The following is an 18,682-nucleotide window of genomic DNA, read 5'->3' on the forward strand; positions in this document are numbered from 1 at the left end:
TGAGCAGGCTACCCGGCGGCCACCGGGTCAGTCCCGCTCGTCCCAGATCTTCATCAGGGTGGACAGGATCTCCTCGCCGCGTCCGAGCCCGCCGAGGTGGCTCTCGCCCGGCAGCACGAACAGCTCGGCGTCGGGCAGCAACGACACGACGTGCTCACCGTGGGCGAACGGGACGATGTGGTCGCTGTCGCCATGCCACCAGCGCACCGGGACCTTGACCTCGTCGAGCCGGAATCCCCAGTCCTGGGTGAACAGGATGACGTCGTTGAACGGGGCCGCCAGTTGCTTGCGGCTGCCGTTGAGCAGGTCGTCGAGGAACATCGCGCCGAACTCGGGCCGGGTCAGCAGGCGCCGGTCGCCTTCGGGCGATATCGCGGCGTACAGGTACAGCGCGGGATTGGCGACCGGACGGATCGCCCGGACCACCAGGCTCGCGCCGATCCGCAGCGGGTCACCGCCCAGCCGCAGCAGCGGCGCCACCCGCTTGCCCAGGTTCATCAGGCCGCTGGTGATGCCCTCGTCGCCGAGGAAGGGCGCGACGCCGCCGAGCACGCCGGCCGCCACGACCCTTTCGTGCAGCACCGCGGCCGACGCGAGGGCGTACGGGCCGCCCCCGGACAGGCCGATGACGGCCATGTCGTTGATGCCAAGCGTGTCCGCGATCGTCCGCAGGTCGTCGGCGAACGCCCGAATGTTCTCGTAGCGATGGGGTGTCGACGAACCGATGCCGGGCCGGTCCAGGCCGATCAGGCGGATGTTGTGCTGCTCGGCGTAGACCCGGGCCTCGACCGGGATCTGCCGGCGCGCGCCGGGGGTGCCGTGCAACCAGAACATCGCGCGCCCCTGCGGGTCGCCGAACTCGGCGAAACCGATCTGGCGGTCGTCGCCGACGGCGACGTTTCCTTCGAGCTTGGGGCGGGCGATCGCGATGACCATGCCAGCAGCCTCGCATGTGACGAGCCGTTTACCAAAGGCTCACGGGTAAGGCGGCCGGCTAGGAGTGCGGTCAGGGAACAAAGGACGTCAGCGCCGCGGCCACCAAATCCGGGTCGTCGCACATCGGAAAGTGGTTGCCGCGACGGACCTTCAATTGGCGCGCTGCGGGGAACAACGCCTTCCAACGCGGCTGAAAGCGCAGCGGGTCGTTGAATTGTCCGAAGACCGTCAGCACCCGCCGGTCGGCGAGGGCGCCCTGCAACGCGGTATCGACTTCTGCGTACAGTGCGGGCGCGCCTCTCGCGTCCCGGAAATAGGCGTGCCAGGCGCGGCGAGCCGACGCGTCGATGCCTGCCCGGAAGACCGTGCGATCCGCGCGGCCCCAGTGTCGGCCAACCCCGAAGCTGGTCGACGTCAAGCGAGGGAGCACACCCGTGGCGGCGTCCAGTTCCCGGACGAGGGCACTCCCCATCGCGGCGAGCATGCCCCGAAAGACCGGACCCGTGGGCGTCCACGCGAAGCAGTTGACCGCCGCCAGGCCCGCCACTCGATCGGCGCGGCGCGCCGCAGCCAGGAGTCCGGCCGGGCCGCCCAAGTCGTGGGCGACCAGCGTGACGTCGCGCAATTGCAGTGCATCGATGACGGCGGTGACCGCGTCACCCGCTTCGGCAAGCGTCGGGGAAGACAGCCGATCGCTGAGCCCACAACCGGGCGCATCGACAGCGACACAGCGAAAATCGTTTTGCAGGAGCAGCAATACATCACGCCACACGAAACTCCAGCTTCCGACGTGGACGAATAACAAGGTCGGGCCGCCGCCGATGTCGGTGACCGCAATGCGACCTCGGTCATGACTGAGCGCGTACGTCTCCCACGGCCACGCCGAGGACGGCAGCCAGTTTGGACGATCAAGTGTGGCAAGTGTTTTCATGATCTTCCTCATTCACTCGTTTGAATGCGCAGCAGCAAAAACTGCCGGACGCCCAGCAGCCTGAATCCGAATCGTTCGATGGCGTTAAACGCCTTGTGCACCAACTGTTTCGCGTCCATCGCTGCCACGAATTGGGGTTGCACAGCGAGGTAACGCCTGCCGCGTAGCTGCACGACACAGTGCCCGGCGGCCCGTACATTGCGCGCCCAGTCCGACCGGTTGCCGAATGACAAGGGCACCACGATCATGTCGCCCGCGACGGCGGCGCTCGTTGGGGTGGCGTAGAGCGTGCGGGATCGACGCCCGACGTGCTGGACCCGGGCCATCATCGGCAGGCAGCGTCGTCCGGCCATCGTGCCGACGAGCGGGTTGAGAACTTTGGTCAACGGCCTGATGATTAACCGGACCGTCCTCGAGGGTCCTACGGCAACGAATTGTCCGTTGCTGGTTTCCGGATTTGGTTGGCGTGCCGGCGTACTCATGTATAAGAGGACGAGAAGGCAGGTAACTATGTGACTCCTACCGAGCGCTACCGAGTTCGGCGCGTAAAGGGTCTAGCGTCGAATCCCGCACGAGGACATGGATTTTTACTACCTTGCCGTCCTCGATCGTCAGCGCCAGCAGGCCCTCAAGCCGGCGGTTGACGAAGGCCAGGATCGCCGGTTGATTGCACACCGGTTGCGCCACCAGGACGGTTTCGGCCCGGCCCCAGTAGCGCAGGATGTTGATGCCGACTTGGTGGGCGCCGATCACGACAGCTCCACTGCGTACATCGAGTTCACCGGAAACGTCGCGATCCAGCAGAGCCATCAGCGCGTCGAGGTCACCGGTCGAGCATGCTTCGATAAATGCCCTGGTGATCGCGCGGTGCTGGGCCGGTTCCACCAGGTCGGAGCCCGCCGAGCGGCCTGATTGAGACCTGTTGATCTTGCGCCGGGCCCGATGCGCGAGTTGCCGGCATGCGGGTGCGTGGCTTCCGACCGTGGCAGCGATCGTGTCGAAGGGCACTTGGAAGACGTCGTGCAATACGAACACCACCCGCTCTGCGGGACTGAGACGTTCGAGCATGATGAGCAGGGCCAGCCGGACCTCGTCGTCGAGGGTCACCCGATCGGCGGGATCGATGGCTGACAAATCGCGATCGCGTTGCTGCTCAGCAATGTCTTGCGGGCGTTCGCGACGCGACGACGCCGACTTCATGTGATCCAGGCACAGCCGGCTTGTCACCACGATCAGCCAGCCACGCTCGTCCTTGATGCCACCCACTGGTGCCTGCACCAGCCGGAAGAAGGCCTCCTGCACCACATCTTCGGCCGCCCCGACGTCGCCAAGCATCCGGAATGCGAGGTCCACCAGATAGGCGCGATTCGCCTTCCATGCACCGCTCACCCGGTCGTCATGAGCATCCATGAAGTCAAGGACGGAATGGACCGGCCGAATGTGACACCGCGACCCAGGGAGTCACATTTCGGGGCGCTGCGGCGTCCTTCCAATCACCCATCCACACCGATCAGATGAAGGTCAGTAAATGAGCCGGATACCAACCCACACCGTTGACGATGCGCCGCACGCCTCCCGCAAGCTGCTGGAACAAGTGATCCAATTTTCACCGACCGGGCGCCCGCTGAATCTGCATGCGCAAATGGCGCACTCACCGGCGGTGTTCGTCGCCTACACATCGCTTCGTGCGGCGACCGCCGAACACGGCACTGTCGGCCCGCAGTTGTCCGCCGCTCTGATGCTCGCGGCGGGTAGCGCCATGGGCAATGACTACGTCGTCGGGATCACCAGCCGGCTCGCACAGTTGGCGGGATGGACCGACGAGCGGATCGCGGCTCTGCGGGCCGGAACCGCCACGGGCGACGACAAGGTCGATGCGATCGCCGCACTGGTCAGGGAGGCGGCCGCCAACCGCGGGAAGGTTGCCGATACCACGTGGCGCCACGCGCTCGATGCCGGCTGGAACGACGAACAACTCGCGGAGGCCTACGCGTACCTGGGTCTGGCCGTCTTTACCGCCTACTTCCTCAACTATGCGCAAACCGATCTCGACGTTCCGGTCGCGGTATGACGCCAGAGCCGCGGCTCGAACTGACGCAGGTGCGCTTCGTCTCGGCAGCGATCGAACCGATCGCCGCGTACTACGCGGCGCTGCTCGACGTCTCGGTGCCGTTCAATGAGCACTACCTCGAGATGCCGGCGGGACCGGCGTCGGTCGGATTTTCCCGATTCGGTTTCACCGAGGACCGCGCGTCGCGCGCCCTTGGCGAGGCCAACCTGGGGGCACACGACGGCGAGACCATTCTCGACTTCACAGCCGACGACGTCGACGTCGAATACTCGCGCATCGACACCATTGGCGTGACCTGGGTGATGGAGCCGACGACACAACCGTGGGGCAGAAGGTCGATGCTATTGCGCGACCCTTACGGCCATCTCATCAGCGTGTCGACCTCCACCGCAACAGATTTCACGCGTTGAGGAGCCGCTCGCCGATGACCCGCTCTGCTCGCAGGCGCGCGATCTCGTCCGCGGACAGGCCCAGCCCGCCCAGGATGTCGTCGTTGTGCTGGCGGGGCGGCGCGCTGGTGGCGGGGCGGTCCAGACATTGGAAACTTGGAGACCTGCCTGTTACGCAATCAAGAGCGGGCCTGGCGTGATCGGGATCATGCGCGTTCCAGAAAATTTCGCTAACTGCGACGGCTGGAGTGTGCGTCGATCCAGTCGGAGTATCGAGTGGTGAAGATGGTGGCGTTCTCGTCGGGTGCAAGGGTGTGATCGTCGATCACCGCGCCGAAGTACGGCGCCTGGGCGTCAGTCATGACCCGGCGTTGATCACCAATGGCGGCAAGGCCCGCGCGGACAAAGTCGTCCATCCCCATCGCTTCTGGCCCAGCGATCTCCGTTACTCCGTTGGTAGGGCGCCCGACAGCCGCGTTGGCCACCGCGGTGGCCACATCGTCGGCTGCAATGGGACGGAACAACGCGTGTGGCAATCTCACGATGTCTCCGTCCGTCGCGGAATCGGCCAAGCCAACGGCAAATTCGTAGAACGGGGTTGCCCGCACGATCGAATAAGGCCTGCCGGAATCCTTGATCAGGTTTTCCTGAGCTGCTTTAGCGGTGTTGTAGCCGCTATCTGGCATGATCTGCGCGCCCACTACGGACAACGCGACATGGTGCTTGACTCCCGCTTCTTTCTCAGCGGAAAGAAGATTCGTGGTCACCGTCGTGAAGAAATGCATCACAGGCTCATCGTCGAACAACGGTGAATCGGCGACGTCGACCACGACATCCGCACCGGCGACCGCGTTGGCGAGTCCTTCGCCAGTGAGTGAATCGACACCTGATCGACGTGAGGCGGGGATCACGTCGTGTCCCTGCACGCTGAGCTTCGACGCTACCTTCGAGCCGATCAGCCCGCGCCCGCCAATGACTACGATCTTCATGATGAACCTCCCTGGTTCTCCTGACGGCTCCGGGTGGACCGCCGTTGTTCATATCGCAGACAGGCGTAAAGCCCTCGGCTGGGGCGCCCGCAAACGGGTGACACTCCCGCCGGGTTCTGGTCGTTCTGAGACTGCAGCCAGGCGGGGTGAGTTGTCATCACCCCACCTACCTATTCACCCGGATGAGTAGTACGCCGCCGTGAACCGAAGCGTGGATTGGGCCGATCGGGTGAACGATTACTGCGGAGGGGATGGTTCGGTCGCGGCCGAGGGGCTGCTGGCCAGGGCGGGTTGCACACCGGGCCGGTCGCGGCATAGCGCCGCGATGTCGCAGGGCACAGGTTGACACGCAGGGAGATTGGTTATCAACAGCGCGGCACACAACGCGCCCAGGGCGAATAGTGCCGCGCTCACCTCTAACACGTGGGCGAATCCGGTGGCGCTCGCCGCGCCAACGCTTATCAGGCCCAGGGACCCGATCGACATCAGCGCGGCCAAACGCGAGACGGCGTTGTTGATCGCCGACGCAATGCCGCTGTGTTGGGTCGGCACCGACGCCAGTGTCACCGACGTCAGCGGTGTGATCGTCACGACCAGTCCGATGGCCAGCACGGTCATTCCGGGGACCAGGTCGGTAATCGCCTGGAATCCACTAGGTTTCGGGCGGATCAGCAGCAGCCCGATCCCCGCCAAAGCGGGGCCGACAATCAGGAACGCGCGTGATCCCACCCGCGCGGCAATGCGACCGACATGGCGGGCGAATAGGAACGACAGCGCCGGGATCGGCAGGGTGGCCAGTCCGGCCGCGGTGGCTGAGTATCCGCCGATTTCTTGGGTGTAGAGGGCGATGGCCAGCGATCCCAGCGTCAACCCGCCGTAGACGAACGCGGTGACGAGGTTGGCGGCAGCGAAGTTGCGAAAGGTGAACAGCGGCAACGGAAGCATCGGAGACCTGCTGCGGTGCTGCCAACTCACGAAGCCGGCCAGTGCGGCGATCCCGATCACCGCTGGTGTGAAGACCGTCGGGACGGTCCAGCCGTCGCGTTGCGATTCGATTAACGCATATACGGTCGCGGCCAGCCCTACCGCCGATAGGCCCACCCCGGCGGTATCGACACGGGCGCCTTCGACCCGCCCCGACATCGGACACAGCCAGAACGTCAGTGCATACCCGACCGCCATGGGGATCGCTGACAACACGAAAATCCAACGCCAGCCCAAGAAATCGACGCACATTCCGCCCAGCAGGGGGCCCAACGCGAAGGCGGTTCCCGTCCACCCGGTCCAGACGCCGATCGCCGCGGACTGGCGTGCCTTGTCGAACATCGTGTTGATCAGCGCCAGCGAACCCGGCACGAGAAAAGCCGCACCCAGCCCCTGGATGAGGCGCGCGGTGACCAGCATCGCCGGTGAGGTGGCGGCCGCCGCCAGAACCGAGCCCGCCCCAAACGTCAACAGCCCGAACCTCATCACCGGAACGCGTCCGAACAAATCCGAAATGGACCCGCCGGGCAGAATTGCGGCCGCCGTTGCCAACAGGTAGCCATCGATGATCCATTGCTGCAACGCCAGGCCGCCGCCGAGGTCGTGCTCGATGGCCGGCAAAGCCAGGTTGATGACCGTGGAGTCGAGGAACGCGACCATTGACACCATCACCGCGACCACCATCGCACGGCTGGTCGGTGCCGCGTCTCGCAGCGTCATTGCCGGCGCTGTTCGGCCGCGGGTGTCCTCCTTGAATTCGCCTGCTCACCACCGGTCGAAATGCACCACGTCATCGAGCGGAATCGGTTTGGCGCGGCGGAAGGTCGTGGCGGTGTAGTCGGCGGTGGGGATGGTCGTGGCGTGATAGACATTTTCGGGCAGCCCGAGGATGGCTCGCGTCGGCGCTCGGATCGCTCATGCCGGCACGATGGCAGTGACTTCGACTTCCACGCGGATGTTGGGCCACACCAGCCCATCGATGATGCTGAACATGGCGGCGGGTTCGTGGCGGATGATCTCTTTGCTCACCGCCAGGTAGGCGGACGCGTTGTCACGGCTGGTGACCCATTGGCGCATGTAGACAATGTCGGTGAGCTTGGCGCCGGCCTTGGCGAGCGCCTTTTCGACATTGGCCCAGCACTGCCGGGCTTCGTCGGCGAAGTCCTCGGGCAGGGTACCGTCTTCGCGCACCCCGGGCGTTCCGGAGACGAAAATCTGGGTGCCGCCGCCGGATACGGCGACAGCGTCGGCGTATTTGCCGATGTGATCGGCCACTCCGGTGCGGATACGGGTAATGGTGGTCACGTCGAGACTCCTTGGTGCTGTGAGGTTTTCGTCGGTATGTGATGTCAACTGGGTGAGATGTCCCGCGTGATGACCACTCCGTTGGACTCGTGGCCTGCGACGACTTGTGCGAGGGCGTAGGCGGCCTGATCCAGGCTGCAGGAACGCGGGGTTGGCATGCTCAGCCGATGAGAGGCGAGTAGCGCGGTCAGGCGGTCGAGTTGAGCGCCGTCGGAACGGACGTAAACCGCGGTCACGCCGATGCCACGGATGGATGCGGGCGGGTCGGGAGTGATGGTGGCCAGCCGGCCGCCGTCGGCAAGTGCGGTCATCGCCGCAGCGGCACCGCTGGGGACTGCGTTAGCGATGGCGTTGATGGGGTCCTTCGCCAACGCCCTTGCCTGTTGTGGCCACATCCGATCGCGGTAGTCGATTACTTCGCGAGCGCCATACCCCAAGACTCGGTCGGCGCTGCGCGGGCTGGCAGTGGCGAGCACATCGACGCCGCGTAGGGCGGCCAGCTGAACAATGAGCCCGCCCGTGATCCCGCCCGCGCCGTGAACGAGCAACGTTTCTCCAGCGTGAAGGGCCAACGCCTCGCCGACGACCTGCTCAGCGGTCAACGCCGGCACCGGAAACATCGCTGCGGTCTCCCACGAAATCCCTTGCGGTTTGCGGGCGAGCGATCCTACGGCTGCGATCACGAAGGGCGCCCACGTGCCTTGGTCGCGCAGCGGCACCGGATGACATAGCACCTCATCACCCACACTGAATCCGTTCGGGTGGGCACCAACGGCCTTGATGACCCCGGCGGCCTCGACGCCGAGCGCCAGCGGAGGGCCGATGCCGACGTCCCAGCCGCCGGTGCGAATGATGTCGTCCCAGTTGCCAACTCCGGCACTGCGAACCTCGATGAGGACCTCATCGGCCGCCAACGGCCGCGGTTCGCCCACTTCGATCGTCTCCACTTCGCCACCGAAAGCTCGGACCCCCGCTGCGAGCATGGTCACAGTGAGACGACCAACCAGGCGTAAGTCATTGTGGTTTTCCTTAAGAATCGTTGTCTAACCAGACTGATAAACAAGGTGATTCGCTTGACCATTGTTGTCCTGTGTTCTCTGCCTCCCGTTTTCCGGTAACGGGGCAAGTTCGGACTCTTGGTCGAGTAGCAGATCCCAGACCTGATTGACCGTCGGATGTGGCGCGACAGCATGGCGCAGGAGACTGACTGGAATCTTCGCGACAATAGCCAGGGTGGCTGCCTGCACTAATTCGGAGAACTCCGGGCCGACAAATGTCGCCCCGAGCAGTGTGTTCGTCTCGGCGTCAATGACCAACTTCGCCCATCCCTGGAAACCATCCCGGAAAAGGGCCAGGAATGACAGAGTGCCGGGGTAACGGGCAGTTCGCGTCCGCACCACGAATCCTTCTGCTAGAGCTTGACTTTCTGAGCGGCCCGCCCTGACGACTTGAGGCTCGGTGAAGATAACCTGCGCAAGGCTGCCCGCATCACGGGCGGCCAACTCGTTCTCCTTGAGTTCTCGCCCCGCGGCCCGCGCCGCGATGATGTCGGCCACGAGATGGCCGTGGTAGGTGGAGATATGCGACAACCGAGCACGCCCGGTGGTATCGCCCAAGGCGTACAGCCAGTCGCCTGTGACGTCGAGCGCCTGGAGATGGTCGTTAACAGAAACGAACCCGCCGCTTGGCAGGCCAAGGGTTTCCAGTCCAATGTCGTCGGTGTTGGTGCGCCGTCCGGCGGCCAGGACGACCTCGTCTACTTCGATGGCCTGGCCGTCGAAAGTCGCGGTGACGGGCCCGCCCGCCACGGGGCGGGCTACCGCCGACAACTCCGTGTCAAAGTGGATCGTGACGCCTTTGCTTCGCAGTGACTGCGCGACCAGGTCGCGGGCTTCGGGTTCGCAGCCGGGAAGCAGAGCGTTCCCGCGTACCAGAAGTGTTACCGCCGAGCCCAAACCGGTGAGGATAGTCGCGAACTCCACACCGACGGGGCCGCCACCCACCACCAGCGCGCGAGGTGGCACTTCCGTCATGGTCGTCAAGTCCCGATTGGTCCACGGGCGTGCTTGCGCCAACCCCGGTATCTCCGGCACGTTAGGACGTGTGCCGGTGGCCACAACGACCGCGTGGCGTGCCTCCAAAACGGCTTGGGTCTCATCGGCACACGTCACCCGCACTGTTCGCTCGCCGCTCAACCGGCCGAACCCATGAAGCACTGCTACACCCGCTTGCCGCAATGATGCTGTTCGGTCTTGGTCCGAGAGGTGCTCGATGATCGCGTCGCGTTTGGCGAAGACGGCCGCAATGTCCAGTCCTTCGTCCGAAACGACCTCTCGCACACCAGGAACGGCCTTCGCTAGATTGAACACCTCGATCGGACGAAGCAGTGTTTTGCTCGGGTTGCAGCCCCAGTAATGGCACTCCCCCGCGACCAGACGATCCTCGATGAGCGCTACCGCAAAGCCTGCCGACGCAAGCTTCCGCACGGCGGCCACGCCGCCGACCCCGCCGCCCACGACGACCACGTCGAAGTCTTTGCCGGCCTTCATCTACCGTCACTCCCGATGACCGCTACGGAAGCCTGTATTGGCTGGCGACGGTTGCGAGTGTCCGGACTGGAGGAGGCGCCAGGGGTGTGTGGTGCAGGCGGCGGTGTTGTGCCAAGTATCGCGTAGGCCGCGGCTGCGCTTGCTGCGGAGAACACACTGTAGCTAAGCGGCGATTCTATACCGAGGGATACAGCCATCGCGGTTCCAAATATTATGAGCACCAAGCAAGTCGCCATGCCGACGAGTTTTGGCCGCGAGCCGGCCAGCAGCAAGACTGCCAGGGTCGCTTCGGTGGCGGTGGCAGCCCACACAACGACGGTCAATAACCATCCAGAAGCAAACGGAACAAGCTGGTGGGCATAGCCGGCGAAAGCCCCCATGCTCCCCCAGCTACCCTGCCCAAACGGCTTCCACCAACCGAATCGGTCGGCAACAGCGGACAGAAAGGCCGCCGCGAGCGAAAATCGTAGGGCTATCCGGACAACCCGGCTCGGATCATGCGTGTGCATGGACTGCTCCAGCTGTGTGTCGTATTGCGGAGATGGATGATGTCGTCAAGTCGTTGATGTCGAGCAATCCAAACTTTTGGATCGCTAACGCGACGCCTCACTTTTCGCGTTGTCGGCCGTGGTGAGCGGGGCGTCGCCCGTATCGAGTAGGAAGACTGCGAGTAGTTCAGCAGGTTCCGTGGTGCTGGCATTTTCACTGATCGTGTGGTGTGCGCCGGGGGCTTCACTCCACGTCTCACCGGCGTGATAGACGCGTGCAGGCTCACCTTCGACTTGGCTGCGGATCGCTCCGGAGATCACGTAGGCCATGATGAACGCCGATTTCGCGTGGTGGTGAGCTCCGCTTTTCGCTCCGGGCGGATAGCTGACGGTCACTGCTTCAAGTGATTTGCCCGGAACATTTGTTGGTTGATTGAAAACTGGTCGGACAACCGGATTTTGATCCGAGTTCTCTGGCGCCGGCTCCGCATGGGCCGCAGGCGCGAGCATCACCGCAACAGTCAGTGCGGCGAGTGGCAGTTTTAACGCCATTTTCAGCTGCCTTTCCTTCTCAGTCTTCAGCTACGCGCAGAATCGTCTTGCCGGGAATACGCTTGCCGGGAGCGAATGCGGCGGCAGCTTCGGCGAGTGGCAGCACGCTACCCACGACCGGCTTCAGGCGTCCATCCCTTACTCGCGCGGCGAGGTCGGCGAGCTGGGCGCGGTCGGCTTCGACCAGGAAGAAGATCGCCCGCCCATCACTCGGCAGGGTCTTCGGCGGCTCGGCGATCGTGACGAGCGTTCCGCCGGCCCGCACCAGAGCCGCCGAGCGGGCCAGGATATCTCCGCCGATCACGTCGAACACCACGTCGACTTCGCCCGCGTCCTCCAGCTTCTCGGTCTCCAGGTCGAGGAAGGTGTGGACGCCGAACTCCTCCGCCCGGTCTCGGTCGGCGGTCCGACCGGTACCGATGACGCGCGCTCCGACCTCGCGGGCGAGTTGCACCGCGATCGACCCGACCCCACCCGCGGCGCCGTGGATCAGAACCGTTTGTCCGGCGGCGAGGCGACCGTGGTCGAACAGGCCCTGCCAGGCGGCCAACCCAGAGATCGGCAGCGCCGCGGCCACCGTATGGTCGATGTCCGCCGGCAGCGGTGCGAGATTGCGAGCCTCCACGGCGACGTATTCCGCGAGCGAGCCGTTGCGGGCCCAGTCCGCGAGCCCGAACACCCGCTGACCGACGCTCAAAAGGGTTGTGCCGTACCCCAACTCAACCACGACGCCCGACAGCTCGTGGCCGGGCACACTCGGCGTCCGGTCGCGGCCCGCACGGTCGATCCAGGTGTGCGGCCAGTCAAGCTCCCCGCGGGTGAAGCCCGCTGCGTGCACCCGCACGACGACGTCATTGTCGGCCGCCTGGGGGTAGGGCAGGTCCGTCAACGACAGGCCGGCGATACCGGCGTCGCGGTCTGAAACGGTGATGGCTTGCATTACAGGTCCTTCCTGATGCGGGTTGTTGTCGTGGGGCCGGCCGCGGACTGCGGTTGTACGCTGACGAGCTCAAGGCCTAGATCACGGACCCGGTCGAGGAGTCCGTAAAGCTGTGACTGGTCGCGGATTTCACCGGTGAACACCGTTTCGGTCGCACCGGCCTCGAACCGCATTCCTTCTAATGCGGACCCGAGCCGCTCGGTCACGCGGCCTTGAATGCAGATCCGGTACATCGTCGGCCGCATTTGCCCTCCGCTCGCCAGCTGCCGATCAGAATTCACCGGCGCGGGGTGAGCCGTCATCACCCGGCGAGCGAATTCACCCGGGTGAGCGGAAAGGCATCGGGGCGGGGCCACCACGGTCGGGCCGCCCGGCGTTGTGCCACACCCAGCGCGGTGCCGGGCCCGTCGTCGTTGCCGGGCGGGCGCCCCGACACCGCTAGCTTGATCGTGGCCGGCCCTGACGGGGAGCACCCCGGATGCCGCGCACGACCATACTCGCCAAGAGCATTTCGTTGAGCATGCTTTCCGAGCCCGTTGCCACGACCGCCGGGGCGGCACCGGACAGGGTGGTCTGCCATGCGACCGATACGCGTCCGATCGTGGGAGTGGCCGCGGCCCAGCTCGGCGGCACCGACAGTGCGCCGATTGAGGAGGCCCGGCCCCAACCCGCTGACAACGCAGGTCCCGCGCCGCCGGCCGCCCCCGGCTCTGCCGGACCCGGTGACGCAAACTCCCCTGTTGCCGGGTCCCCCGCAATCGCTCCCAGGCGTGCCAGAATGGCATCCATCTTGCTTGCACCGTCCGGGTCGTAGTGCACCGCATATCCCAGGCCCGCATACGACCCGCCCATGCCCGTCGACGTGATGGCCGTCGACGCCGATGCAACGGTCAGGTTCACCGGGCTCAGTAAGCCCAGCAATTGCAACAATGTTGGGACAGCAGCCCCGGCGGCGGGTGCAGGCACCGCAAGCCCCTGGATTGCACCGGGTATCGCCGAAAGTAGCTGCGAGCCCGTCGACATGACGGTCTGGGTCGCGGTGCCGGCCGGCGTGGCGCTGGCATCGGCAACCGCAGCAACCTGGCCGGCGGCCCCTGCCGGATTCGTGGTGGGCGCCGGCGGGGTGAACGGGGGTAGCGCCGAAGCGGCGGCCGACGCGCCGGCGTACTCATACATTGCCCCGGCGTCTTGGGCCCACATCTCGCCGTATTCGGCTTCGGTCGCCGCGATCGCCGGGGTGTTTTGCCCGAGGATGTTGGTCGCGATGAGCGACATCAGCCGCGCGCGGTTGGCTGCGATGATCGGTGGGGGCACCGTCATGGCAAACGCGGCCTCGAACGCGGCGGCGGCGGCCCTGGCCTGGACGGCGGCCTGCTCACACAGCGCAGCGGTCGTGGTCACCCATGCCACGTAGGGCGCGGCGGCCGCCGTCATCGCCACCGATGCAGCACCCAGCCATGCTGCGCCGGTCAGATCCGAGATCACCGACTGATAGGAGGCCGCCGTGGAATCCAGGTCGGCGGCCAGCCCGTCCCAAGCTGCTGCGGCAGCCAGCATCGACCCGCAGCCCGGGCCGGAATACATGCGGCCGGAGTTGATTTCTGGTGGCAGCGCCCCGAAATCCATCTTCGATAACCTCAGGGTCGCTTGGTTATCCGGTCGCTTTGCGGATGTAGTCGCCGATCTGGCGCAGCGAGCGGGTGGCTTCGGGGATCATCGGCGCAGCGAATTGGAACACGTGGATTTGGCCCGGCCATACCTGTACCTCGACGGGTACACCAGCGATGGCCAGTCGTTGAGCCGCCAACTCCGCGTCGTGCAGCAGCACCTCGCTACCGGACACATGGATCAACATGGGCGGCAGGCCCGGATAGATGTGATCGAGCGGCTCGTAGAGCCCGTCGGAATGCCCGTCGGCGTCACGGTGTGCTGCGGCGCGGATGATCAAGCTACGAAAGGCGTCGAACGCCCTCGGCGGAAACATCGCATCCGAGCCGATGTTGGGGTGCGTCGTTTTAGGTTGTGCGGCCAGTTGCAGCAGCGGTGACATGGCCACCAGCGCGGCGGGCTGTTCACCGCACTCGAGCAGGCGTTGAGCCAACGTCAGCGCCAGATAGCCGCCGGCGGAATCACCGGCCAGCACGATCTGGTTGGGCTTATATCCTTTTCGGCGCAACCACGAGTAGCCCTCGTAGCAGTCGTCGATCGCATCGCCGATCGAATATTTGGGAATCTTCCGGTAGTTGGGTACCAACACCGGGCTGTCGGCGAAACCGGACAGCGTGCTCCCCAGTCGGCCGTGCGAGTACGCGCCGCAAGTGAGGAAGGCCCCGCCGTGCAGATACAGCACAACCCGGCCGGTTCCGTCGGCCGGTAGCACGCCGGCCGCGCGGATCAGCTGCGCGGTGCAGTGCGTGAGTTCGGTCCCGGTGCGCACCGTGCCCGGTGCCGGCGTGATCGCCCGGGCGGTGAAATCGACGACGCCCCATGGCCACGGCGCCGAGGGCAGGTAGCTGCCCACGCCCAACACGGGCCGGATCATCAGCCGGGCGCTCAGCCAGGCGACGCGCGCGGCCATGCTCGGACCGTCCGGGATGACGTCAACGACGGCGTCCGCTCGGACGGGGTACGGTCGAGAATTTCGTGCCTGGGCTGCTCTTAGACTGGGCCGCGACGAACCCGGTACGGCGGCGGGTGCACTCATGTCAGCACTTCCACGCCCGGGTCATCGGGTGCCCCACGACCCCAACCGAATTCACGTGACGTGAAGGCGTCGCTCGCCGTCCCTCGCCGCGCCCGTTCGCATTGCTCACCGAGCAGAACTGGCGCCGAGACAGGCCGTGGGCTCATCGTGCCGGCCCTGAGTTGAGGGCCGGCGCGCATGCATTGCACAAGCGCGCACCCTGCCGATCAACGAAGCTTGGTGATTCACTGAATTTCTGGCCTGCACCCCCGCATGACGGGCACCGTTGGCCGGAAGCGGCCGCCTGCTGGTCACGGCGTTCCCAGACGGCCGCTCGTCCCCGCGCCACCGCCTTCCGGCGCCGGTTGTCGGCATGGGAGATCAACCCCGCCGTGACCAAGGATCCCGCGCAAACGGCGACGGCGACGCCGAAATCGGCTAGTTGACCATAAATCAGCCTGAGGGCCGCGTAATCCCCGGAAACCACAGCCAGAAACAGGGAGGCAATGCGTAGTCGACTCACGATGTCAGCCCCGCGAGCCCGATCGGACGCGCAGCGAAGACGCTGCGCAAATATCCAGTGGGGCGCCCGCAGGTTGTGCACGCCGGGTGGGTGCCACATCGAGACGCCATCTCGCGTGTGTCACCCACGTAGGTCGCCATCGCCCACTGAACGATTTCCAGGCAGGTTTGACAGAGCGTCTCGACGAGGTCGCCGTCCGGGGTGAGCCCCATCTGGTCGCATTCGTCGATCGCGTGTATCTCGGCGATCGCTACCGCCGGCGCACCGCATGCGGTGCCGCTCGACACCCCCTGGGCACTGCAGATGGGCCGCAGCGCGTGAAGTTGATCGTCAATCGCCGGGACGGTGTCCATCGCGGCATCTCCTTTCCGATGCGCCCAACGCCGGGCAATGGCGGCCGCGTCCCGCATTCGATGCAGCAGCCATGGTGTCCGCGCGGCGCCGGAGCCGTATTCAGCAGGCGATCGTCGAAATTCGCGTGGCTTCATCTGGTTTCTCCAATTTGTGGCGATGGGTTCCGCGGTGATCAACGCAGCAAGGTTGTCCACTGTCATCGCGACCCGTTGCACGCGTATGCGGCCCCGAACGCAAATCCGGTAGATGGTCGGCTCCGCGTACCCTCCGCTCGCGATCTGTTCGCCAGCATTCATTGAGGTGGGATGAGTGGTCATCACCCGGCAAATTGATTCACCCGGGCGATTTGGCGAGTGCTGCGAGCAGCCGGGCAAAACCTCGCTAGACATTACGTATTCGCAATGGCGCCCACGCAGTCAGCCGATATCAGACCTGACACCCGGTTTGTCGAGGCGGCGGCGCGGTGCGAATCGGGAAGCGGGCAGCCCGTTCATCGGGTTGCCGCAGAGGGCCGCGGCGCGGGCGGCCGCCCCCGCTTTGACATCCGGAGCTTGGGGGAGCAAATGACGACGGACGCGGCGCTTCGCGATGATGTTGGTGACCAATGCGTTTGGCCCGGCAGCGTACGGGTGTTACGCGATGCCGTAGTCGTTTATCTTGCGGTAGATGGTCGCCCGCGACATTCCCAGGGCGCGAGCCGCCTCTTGCTTGTTGCCGCCGTTGTCTTGCAGGCTACGGACAATTGCGTCGCGCTCAAGGGCTTCCATTTGGGTCAGCTTCCGCCGCGTGATCGAGCGGCACTCCGGTGGCAACTTGTCGGCGCTGATAATGCCCGATCGTTGGCGGGCAACGGTTTCGGTCAGAACCCGCCGCAGCTGCGCGACGTTGCCCGGCCACGGCAGCCTGCTGAGTTGGCGCATAGCATCGGGTGCCAGCTCCACATCAGCACCCCGGGTAATCTCGCGCAGCAAAAGCGGCACCAATTCCTTGAGGTCGTCAATCCTGTGTCGCAGCGCCGGCACCGTGACAGTATGGGTGAACAGCGGCAGCATCTGCTTAATCGGTGCGGAAGGAGGCGCGGAACTTTTGGTCGCCGCGATCCACCCCCGGCCTGCGCGGGTGCCGAGCATCGACGTGATCGATTCGAGTGTGTCGTCATCGAAGGCATCCACGTCGGCGATTACCACCGCGAAGTCCTCATCGCCGGACGCAGCCGCCAGCTCGGCGACGAGACGCGTAACGCTGGAAAACGTTTCGGCGCGCAGCACCCGAACGGTTCGGCCCGGTTTGACGTGCTGCCCCACCGCCTGGGCTAGCCGCGCCCGGCCAGATCCTTTCTCTCCCTCGATCATCACCCAGTGACGGTCGCTGCAGCACTGCCGCACCTCCTGGCAGCAGCGCAGCCAGGCGCCGTCGCGACCGGCCAGGCCAGGGATTCGAGTGTGCGCCGAGTGGCCGATTTGAGGGCGCTGCGAGCTTGTCTGGGAAGAGAGATCAACGTGGAAAACGACATTGGTCCGGCTACCGCATATCGTCGAGCGGTCGGCGGCAGTGATCTTGGCGATGTGCCCGCTTGGCAGAACAGCCAGCGCCGTGCCCGAGAGCGTGGAGCCGAGTAGATCCGAGGCATGTTCGAGCAGCGCAGTCTGATCGTTACCGTGAAGTGTCCGACGCAGATAGGGGTTCATCAACACCACGTCGCCACCCATCGCAAGGACCCCGCTCGAAGACCGCCGTGCCTGCCGCAGATACGCCTCCAACAGTGCCGTCTCACCCTCATGAGCCACCACGCGCATGCGATCTTCAATTTGGTGAGCGGCGCTGGTCGCCAGCGCGAGCAACAGTGGATCTGATTGGACAGACAGACAACTCAGATTGACGACGCCGATAATTCTGCCCGTTATCGGGTCACGGATCGGCGACCCCGCGCACGCGAAACCGAACCACATCGCGACATAGTGCTCACCGCCGCGGATGAATGCGGGCCGTCCAGTCTCCAGCGCGGTGCCGATTCCGTTGGTGCCCGCCGCCTCTTCAGACAAGCTGTAGCCCGGTGCGATGCTAGTCGTGTCAAAGGCGTTGAGGACGGACACTTCTGGGGCGGTCCGATCAACCACCACGCCGTCGGTCGATGTCAGGAGAACGCCGACAGTATGGGCAGCCAGCTCATCGGCGACCCGTTGCAGGACTGGCGCGGCCGCGCGCGACAACCTTGAACCCCTATCGGGTTCGCGCACATAGGGCAGTTCGACGCGATCGGGGTCTAGGTGCAGCGCCTGCGAGCGACGCCAAGATTCCAGCACGCTTGGGGGCAAGGTCTTTGCCTCCAAGGCGCCCTCGCACAAGAACTGTTCCCGCACCCGGCGAACGTCGGTTGGGACGTCGCCCCGCAAGCTCATCGACGCATGGACCTCGCTCCCGGACCGAGCGGTGCAGCCGCCCCCAATACCGGCGTCTCACATTGAGACGCACAACGCTGCTCAGATTGAGACGTTCAGTCTACGCCCGCGGCGGTGTCATTGGTCATGTCAGCTAATACCGATCGAGGAGTGACGGTGAAGCAGCAACGGCACACAGCGTCGAACGCGACGGCGGCTCGGTCGTCAGGCGATCCGCGTCGGCCATTCCGGCACAAGCCAGCGAAAAGGCGTGGAGAAATGACTATCTATCAGCTAACCGATCGCCTGCACGACGGCCGCGCCGTACGCGTCCAAGCTGATCAAATCTTTGAGACGGTGGCCTCATGGCTGGCCGAGTTGGGCGCCTGCAGTCCATTAGTGGAGTTGCTCAGCCGAGCGGTGCGCGATGGTGACTGGCCTGCAACACACGAAATAGCCGACTACCTCTCTGTGGAAGTCCAGGTGGCAGCATGAGATCGGGCCGGGAACCAGAGCGGCTTTTCGAGGCATACTCGATGGACACCCACAATCCCGGTCGCGGTCCGCTGCGTCTCGCCTATGCGCAGGAGATCGGTCAGAGGAATACGCC

General features: G+C 65.1%; 20 protein-coding genes. 3 read left to right on the forward strand and 17 right to left on the reverse strand.

From position 1 onward, the window contains the following. Positions 1–27: 27 nt before the first annotated feature. The 4 genes from A5781_RS08400 to sigI all read right to left on the reverse strand — a co-directional run bounded on the left by A5781_RS08400 (position 28) and on the right by sigI (position 3,277). A complete protein-coding gene (locus tag A5781_RS08400) occupies positions 28–936 on the reverse strand; it encodes an alpha/beta fold hydrolase (protein WP_067203747.1) in 909 nt (302 codons plus the stop codon). Positions 937–1,006: 70 nt separating this feature from the next. After that, a complete protein-coding gene (locus A5781_RS08405; RefSeq protein ID WP_067203859.1) occupies positions 1,007–1,867 on the reverse strand; it encodes an alpha/beta fold hydrolase in 861 nt (286 codons plus the stop codon). Positions 1,868–1,875: 8 nt separating this feature from the next. Continuing rightward, positions 1,876–2,253 (reverse strand): nitroreductase family deazaflavin-dependent oxidoreductase, encoded by a 378-nt coding sequence (locus tag A5781_RS08410; protein WP_197503746.1) that lies wholly within the window; start codon positions 2,251–2,253, stop codon positions 1,876–1,878. A 133-nt stretch (positions 2,254–2,386) separates the two neighbouring features. Further along, positions 2,387–3,277 (reverse strand): RNA polymerase sigma factor SigI, encoded by an 891-nt coding sequence (sigI, locus tag A5781_RS08415; protein WP_067203752.1) that lies wholly within the window; start codon positions 3,275–3,277, stop codon positions 2,387–2,389. 118 nt (positions 3,278–3,395) lie between these two features. Between sigI and A5781_RS08420 the strand changes: the two genes are divergently transcribed. Both A5781_RS08420 and A5781_RS08425 read left to right on the forward strand, forming a co-directional pair. Beyond that, positions 3,396–3,938 (forward strand): carboxymuconolactone decarboxylase family protein, encoded by a 543-nt coding sequence (locus A5781_RS08420; RefSeq protein WP_067203754.1) that lies wholly within the window; start codon positions 3,396–3,398, stop codon positions 3,936–3,938. Next, positions 3,935–4,348: a glyoxalase/bleomycin resistance/extradiol dioxygenase family protein gene (locus A5781_RS08425; RefSeq protein WP_067203756.1), complete on the forward strand. Its 414-nt coding sequence runs from the start codon at positions 3,935–3,937 to the stop codon at positions 4,346–4,348. The genes A5781_RS08420 and A5781_RS08425 overlap by 4 nt, the downstream gene beginning before the upstream one ends. Before the next feature lie 209 nt (positions 4,349–4,557). Here A5781_RS08425 and A5781_RS08430 read toward each other — a convergent pair whose 3' ends face one another. The 13 genes from A5781_RS08430 to A5781_RS08485 form a co-directional block, all read right to left on the reverse strand. Continuing rightward, positions 4,558–5,316, reverse strand: a complete 759-nt coding sequence (locus tag A5781_RS08430) for an SDR family oxidoreductase (protein WP_067203758.1) — start codon at positions 5,314–5,316, stop codon at positions 4,558–4,560. Between the two features lie 237 nt (positions 5,317–5,553). Then, positions 5,554–7,020 carry an MFS transporter gene (locus tag A5781_RS08435; RefSeq protein ID WP_067203760.1) on the reverse strand — a complete coding sequence of 489 codons (1,467 nt, stop codon included), beginning with the start codon at positions 7,018–7,020 and terminating at the stop codon, positions 5,554–5,556. 195 nt (positions 7,021–7,215) lie between these two features. Continuing rightward, complete coding sequence (locus A5781_RS08440; protein ID WP_067203762.1) at positions 7,216–7,605, reverse strand: Rid family hydrolase; 390 nt, start codon at positions 7,603–7,605, stop codon at positions 7,216–7,218. Positions 7,606–7,649: 44 nt separating this feature from the next. Continuing rightward, positions 7,650–8,552 carry an NADP-dependent oxidoreductase gene (locus tag A5781_RS08445; RefSeq protein WP_231990668.1) on the reverse strand — a complete coding sequence of 301 codons (903 nt, stop codon included), beginning with the start codon at positions 8,550–8,552 and terminating at the stop codon, positions 7,650–7,652. A 96-nt stretch (positions 8,553–8,648) separates the two neighbouring features. Continuing rightward, complete coding sequence (locus tag A5781_RS08450; protein ID WP_067203766.1) at positions 8,649–10,154, reverse strand: NAD(P)/FAD-dependent oxidoreductase; 1,506 nt, start codon at positions 10,152–10,154, stop codon at positions 8,649–8,651. Then, positions 10,151–10,663, reverse strand: coding sequence for a hypothetical protein (locus A5781_RS26115; protein ID WP_231990669.1), 513 nt, complete (start codon positions 10,661–10,663; stop codon positions 10,151–10,153). Before A5781_RS26115 ends, A5781_RS08450 begins: the two co-directional genes overlap by 4 nt. Positions 10,664–10,747: 84 nt before the next feature. Further along, the gene (locus A5781_RS08455; protein ID WP_067203768.1) at positions 10,748–11,194 is read right to left on the reverse strand and encodes a cupin domain-containing protein; all 447 of its coding nucleotides are present in this window, start codon (positions 11,192–11,194) and stop codon (positions 10,748–10,750) included. A gap of 19 nt (positions 11,195–11,213) precedes the next feature. Then, positions 11,214–12,134, reverse strand: a complete 921-nt coding sequence (locus A5781_RS08460) for an NADP-dependent oxidoreductase (RefSeq protein WP_067203770.1) — start codon at positions 12,132–12,134, stop codon at positions 11,214–11,216. Continuing rightward, the gene (locus A5781_RS08465; RefSeq protein WP_067203860.1) at positions 12,134–12,379 is read right to left on the reverse strand and encodes a hypothetical protein; all 246 of its coding nucleotides are present in this window, start codon (positions 12,377–12,379) and stop codon (positions 12,134–12,136) included. The genes A5781_RS08460 and A5781_RS08465 overlap by 1 nt, the downstream gene beginning before the upstream one ends. A 193-nt stretch (positions 12,380–12,572) precedes the next feature. Then, positions 12,573–13,760: a PPE family protein gene (locus A5781_RS08470; RefSeq protein ID WP_156624483.1), complete on the reverse strand. Its 1,188-nt coding sequence runs from the start codon at positions 13,758–13,760 to the stop codon at positions 12,573–12,575. Positions 13,761–13,785: 25 nt separating this feature from the next. Beyond that, entirely contained in the window at positions 13,786–14,838 is a 1,053-nt protein-coding gene (locus A5781_RS08475) for an alpha/beta hydrolase (RefSeq protein ID WP_067203772.1), read from the reverse strand. A gap of 498 nt (positions 14,839–15,336) precedes the next feature. Further along, the gene (locus tag A5781_RS08480) at positions 15,337–16,011 is read right to left on the reverse strand and encodes a phosphoenolpyruvate carboxylase (RefSeq protein ID WP_231990670.1); all 675 of its coding nucleotides are present in this window, start codon (positions 16,009–16,011) and stop codon (positions 15,337–15,339) included. A gap of 315 nt (positions 16,012–16,326) precedes the next feature. Further along, positions 16,327–18,054 (reverse strand): sigma-54-dependent Fis family transcriptional regulator, encoded by a 1,728-nt coding sequence (locus A5781_RS08485; protein ID WP_304441369.1) that lies wholly within the window; start codon positions 18,052–18,054, stop codon positions 16,327–16,329. 297 nt (positions 18,055–18,351) lie between these two features. Here A5781_RS08485 and A5781_RS24900 point away from each other — a divergent pair, with 297 nt between their 5' ends. Then, complete coding sequence (locus tag A5781_RS24900) at positions 18,352–18,567, forward strand: hypothetical protein (protein ID WP_082939267.1); 216 nt, start codon at positions 18,352–18,354, stop codon at positions 18,565–18,567. Positions 18,568–18,682: the final 115 nt, after the last annotated feature.

The organism is Mycobacterium sp. 852002-30065_SCH5024008 (assembly GCF_001665645.1).
GTDB classification, from domain to species: Bacteria; Actinomycetota; Actinomycetes; order Mycobacteriales; family Mycobacteriaceae; genus Mycobacterium; species Mycobacterium paraffinicum.